General features: G+C 40.6%; 7 protein-coding genes. All 7 read right to left on the minus strand.

Annotated elements, in window-relative coordinates; translation table 11 throughout:
* On the minus strand, positions 1 to 1,955 hold a 1,955-nt coding region (locus KBS54_00785), incomplete at its 3' end, for a phage tail tape measure protein (GenBank protein ID MBQ0054671.1).
* A gap of 232 nt (positions 1,956 to 2,187) precedes the next feature.
* A complete protein-coding gene (locus tag KBS54_00790; GenBank protein ID MBQ0054672.1) occupies positions 2,188 to 2,550 on the minus strand; it encodes a hypothetical protein in 363 nt (120 codons plus the stop codon).
* Between the two features lie 135 nt (positions 2,551 to 2,685).
* Positions 2,686 to 3,285 carry a hypothetical protein gene (locus KBS54_00795; GenBank protein MBQ0054673.1) on the minus strand — a complete coding sequence of 200 codons (600 nt, stop codon included), beginning with the start codon at positions 3,283 to 3,285 and terminating at the stop codon, positions 2,686 to 2,688.
* An 11-nt stretch (positions 3,286 to 3,296) separates the two neighbouring features.
* Positions 3,297 to 3,665 carry a hypothetical protein gene (locus KBS54_00800; GenBank protein MBQ0054674.1) on the minus strand — a complete coding sequence of 123 codons (369 nt, stop codon included), beginning with the start codon at positions 3,663 to 3,665 and terminating at the stop codon, positions 3,297 to 3,299.
* On the minus strand, positions 3,665 to 4,015 hold the full coding sequence (locus tag KBS54_00805) for a head-tail adaptor protein (GenBank protein ID MBQ0054675.1): 351 nt from the start codon (positions 4,013 to 4,015) through the stop codon (positions 3,665 to 3,667). The genes KBS54_00800 and KBS54_00805 overlap by 1 nt, the downstream gene beginning before the upstream one ends.
* A 1-nt stretch (position 4,016) precedes the next feature.
* Positions 4,017 to 4,493: a hypothetical protein gene (locus KBS54_00810; protein ID MBQ0054676.1), complete on the minus strand. Its 477-nt coding sequence runs from the start codon at positions 4,491 to 4,493 to the stop codon at positions 4,017 to 4,019.
* An 18-nt stretch (positions 4,494 to 4,511) separates the two neighbouring features.
* On the minus strand, positions 4,512 to 5,111 hold a 600-nt coding region (locus tag KBS54_00815; protein MBQ0054677.1), incomplete at its 5' end, for a hypothetical protein.

The raw sequence follows: 5,111 nt of genomic DNA on the forward strand, positions 1-5,111 counted from the left end.
ACTCTCTTTGCTATATCAACAATTGTATTTATTAACCTTACTGCCGCTTCTAATACTCCTGTTTTTAGTCCTTCTAGTATCTGTATACCTATTTCTTTCCAGTTTGTATCTCGGAATAGTACGATTATATTAGCAATTGTTTCTATAATTGCCGCAAGTAATGACGCTGAACCTTTTATAATTCCCTCTGCAAGCGCAATTATTATTTGCAGCCCTACCGTTATGATCATTGGCAAATTGTTAATTATTGCTTTTCCTATTTCATTCATAATCATAGGTGCTATTTCTATGATTTTGTCTATATTTTCAGCAAAACCAAGTGCAAGGGCTAATGCAAGTTGCAGCGCTGCATTAAATAAGATATCTATGTTTTGCAGTAGGTTTTGTGCAAGCTGAGATATTACTTCTATTGCTACCGGTATAAGTTCCGGTATGGCTTCAGCTATGCCAGTAACTAACATTGCAATAAAGTCAAAGCCTGTTTTTACTATCTCCGGCAAATTCTCTATGAGGTATTCGCCTAGCATTATTATTATTTCAAGTCCTGCCGCTCCTAGTTCCGGAGTCGCTTGCATAATACCTTTGGTAAACATGGATATTACCTGGATAGCTGCCTTTATGATGGTTGGCATATTGTCAAGCAAGCCCTTACCAAGCGCGCCCATGATACGCATACCTGCATCTATAAGCATTGGTGTGGCTTCAATGATCTTGTTAACTCCGTCAGATAGGATTGTTCCAAACGACTCAACTACGCTGTTTATATCGCCCTTATTTATCGCTTCTGTAAGCTGTGATAGTCCTTCTGTGCCAAATTGTACAAACTCACGTATTGATGGCGTTAGATAATCAGATATAGCAATCTGTGCACCTTCTAGTGCTGACTGCCATTTTGTGATATCTCCGGCAAGGTTATCCATCTTTGTTTCAGCCATTTCACCCGCTGCCCCTGCCGCATTGTCTATTGATGCCGCTAGATCGTCCCACGCTTCTGTACCTGCCATCAACGCTTCAACTGATTTTAAATCAACTTTATTGAAAATATTGTTAAGTGCCTGTGTTTTTTCCTGCTGTGTTAACGGTTCTAGCGAATTATTTAAGTCTGTAAATACATCATCTAACGGTCGCATGTTACCTTCTGCATCAAATGCGTTAACACCTAATGCATTAAGCGCTTCAGCTGCTTTGTCTGTTGGTGCTGACAGCGATAAAATAACATTTCGTAATGCTGTACCGCCTTCTGCTCCTTTGATACCGCTGTTTGCTAAAATACCAAGCGCTGTTGATAATTCTGTAGTGCCACCGGAAAGATTTTTTGCGGTACCACCTACTGTCAAGAATGCTTCGCCTAATTGCGCGACTGAAGTATTTGACTTTGATGAAGCCATAGCCATCTGATCGACCATGTTTTTTGTTTCATCAAGTGATAAACCTAACGCGCTTTGCGCATCTGTAACCATGTCGGATGCTGTCGCAAGTTCCATATCTCCTGCCGCTGCAAGGTTTAAGACTGTCGGCAACATATCCGCAGATTGCTGTGCATTATATCCGGCAAGTGCCATATAGTTTAAGGCTTCGGCTGCTTGTGTAGCACTGAATGAAGTTTCTGAGCCTAATTGTTTAGCAAGATCACGCAAAGAGCCGGAAAATTCTCCGGATGCAAGCTGTGTACTTACCATTTCATTATTTAATTCATCTACTGTTTTTCCTGCTGTCGCGGCAACGCCTGACATAGCAGCATCAAATTCTTTGCCGACCGCAACGGATGAAGCCGCAAAAGCTGTTGCGGCTGCTGTAGTTGCTGCAAGTGCTGCTGCTCCTAGTTTTGCCGCATTACCTAAAGCATTTGCAATCCCACCACCTAGATTTTTTGCGGTATTCATTGCCGCGCCTAGACCGGCGTGGAAGCCTGACGAGTCAAGCGATATTGTAGCAAATAAATCTAATACGTTCATTTTTTACCCTTTACTGAGAGATTTAGGCGATTTATTACATCCGCGGCAATCTCGTCACCGCTTCTTGTCTCTATCTGTTCCCCTTCAGTATCAGACTGTAATAGTTCACGTAATTTCTTTGTTATGTATTTGTTTTGTGCATGTAACTGTATCGAATCTGCTATGTAATTTTTGTATAGCTGTTCGTTTCTGTATTCTTCTATTTTGGCAAATAGATAATTTTTAAACAGTTTTACGCTTTTTTTCCCTGTGTATTGTCCGTAACTGAGCCAAAAGATGCGCTTGCCATGTTCTGACCCTGTAATGCTAAAAAATCCATTAAATCCTTGTCGTTTAATATAGACATTAAAGCTACTGGCAATGTTAATAAATTGCATTCATACTGTTCTACTGGTACATCATCCAATATTGCCAATATCTCAATGATTGCTTTTTTATGCGTTTTGATAACGCAAGATACGACTTTGATCTTGTTTCCACCGTTTTTGATAACGTCAACGACTTTTTTATCTGTAAAAATTTCGCTTAATGGTTCGATAAGTTCAGCAAGTTTATCAAGCGCTTCGTCATTTTTGTACTCAGATAGTTTTTTCATGTAATACCCCGCTTTCTTTTCTTCTATCTTTTAAAATTTTTGCACGCAAAAAGGGCTATGTTACACAATTTTACTTGTGCCATAGCCCTTTTATTAAAAGAAGAATAAGTATGAAAACATAAGTTGACATCAAATTTATGGTAGCGGTTCTTCTGTTGGTTCCGCTTCTCCCAGTTTAATGTACACTTCGTATGGGATTTTATCCTGATCAGCCATTGAGAAGTGCGCCATGTAGGTAAAGGCAAATTCGCCTTTTGCTTTGTCGCTCGTTTTAATCTGAAATCCGCCAGTATTGAGCGCATCAAATAAATGGATTGCACAGTAACCGCCGTTTTTCTCTCCGTTAAGACCTGAATAGTCTCCAAGCCACCAAATGTCCTTGAAATCTGATTCGAGGATATCTTTACGCGGTACAATGTGCGTTGCATCTTCTTCGTCGATATCTGCCGCCGCAATAAGCGATTTTGCAAGTTTTGGCGTTACTGTTAATAACGTACCGCTAAGTGTAGCTTCTACGCTATCAAGTTTCTTTAATTCTTTCATGTTTTTCGGACAGTTATCAATATCATCCCCGAAATCTGAGTATGTTGGTGCTGCATTAAATGTAATACCACCTTTTGTAGCACCTACTAATTTGTCGAACTCTCCAGTTTCAATATTAAAATCCTCTACTAGAATACCCGCGTTAAGCTGCATATTCTGAAAGGTATCATCCGGAATTTTTGTAAATTTCATTGTCTACACCTCTATTCTACTGTTAAGTATTCAAGTGTTATGTTTAGCATTCTTCTTTTGATATTCTGATCTGTCTCGTCGTTTAGCGGTGTGCACCACGGCGAGCCTCTTTTTATCCATATCCATCCGTCGTCACATGATAAGCATATGCCACTTTGTCCTATCGCTTTCCCAATCTCTTCTGCTTTTGCATTTGGGATTGCTTCTGATTCTGTGTGATACCATATGTTGACTTGACTTGACATTTCATCCCCGAAGAATCCCGTTGGTGCTTCATAAGTCAACCACGGGAAAATTGTATCTTCGGGCACATTGTTCGCCGGGTATGCCGGCATTTCAAAGCCTGAAAAGAAGAATTGCAATGCTGCTTGTTTGGTCATTAGTTCGTTAACTCCCATTTTTCAGCTTTTGCCTGTGCAATGTCTAATGTTGACACGCTAGGCGCTTCTTTGTCTCCTGCGTCTGACGTAATCCGGAACGTTTTTCCGTCGGATAGTCTCTTGATCACGTCGTGAAATTCTAGTTTTAAATCTTTGCTTGTCGTTACCGTGAATGTGCTTGTCACTCCCTGCTTCTCTGCTATCCTTGCTTGCATACTTGTATCAAGTGTAATAGCCGCCTGTATTTGTGCGCCCTCTTGCCATTCGACAATATAGCCGCCTTCACCGTCAGGCATTTTCATTTTGTTCATGATCACACAATCGGTTAACATATTATCAATTAAACTCATGTTACATTTTCCTCCAGGTATTTAGTCTTGCCTTAAATACGTCCTGCCACCCGGCAAGGTTGCCGGCTTTATTCGTCGCGCGGCTGTAAGAGTAACCGCCAAAAGATTCGCTTGTATATGCTGAATCTTTGTTTGTCTCTGAAAAAGCTTTTATTTCCCTTGCCAAGTTTAAGAACGCTTTAGGAGGTTTTAACATGACTACGTAACTGTCAAATTCTTCATCTTCTAACGGTTCTACTAAAAGTGCATCATCTTCTTGATGTTCTTCCAGTTCTTCAGGTGTAAACCATATTCTGCGCACACCGTCATTTTTATGCGAACCTTCGATATAGACAAAACTGCCGCTTTGTAGTTCGTCTATTCCTATATGAGAAACACACACGCCGGATTCGATTGATAAGTGCACTGGGGTATTTGCCTGATTACTTTGGGGAAAAATAAACATATTCTTAACATGTCTCATGATCTCTTCTAGCATGTGTGTGACCTCCGATTATTACACAGTCTTAATTTTGATTCCGCTTAAGACTGCTGCTTTTAATGTGTTTTTAAGCGCTACACCTGCGACAAGTTCGACCTCGCCTTTTTTAACTGCACCTGGTGCTGTCATATCGGGCATATACGAATTGATTACTCCTGTGCCTGTTGGTGAAATTCCGTGGAATCCGTCAAGGCCTAGCGATACAGCATAGATTGATGATGTACCATCATCCCCTGTTTCTACTGTATCTACTGAGTTTGTACCGTTGTAGTATTTACCCATGTCAAGCATTGGAATACCGCCGTAGCTTTCAACCAAACGACCAAAATCGTTTGTCTCTCTGCTGTAATAGCCGGCTCTTCTTGCTGCTGCTCTTACTTTGAGTAACATATTGCTATTCATCATAAGCATTGACACATTTCCATCAACTGCATTGATCAACGCATCTAACTGGTCAAGGAACGCATTTGCATTGCTATCAAGTGCTGTGGCGCTTGATAAATCAATACTTTCCGCAGCTAATTCGCTTGATGTACCTGTTAACAGTTTTTTCAAACCGTCAAACGTATTTGTAATGTATCCCGAACCGCTTGCAGCACTTGTACCGTTAATAAC

Origin of the sequence: Candidatus Equadaptatus faecalis (assembly GCA_018065065.1) — a bacterium.
Taxonomy (GTDB): domain Bacteria; phylum Synergistota; class Synergistia; order Synergistales; family Synergistaceae; genus Equadaptatus; species Equadaptatus faecalis.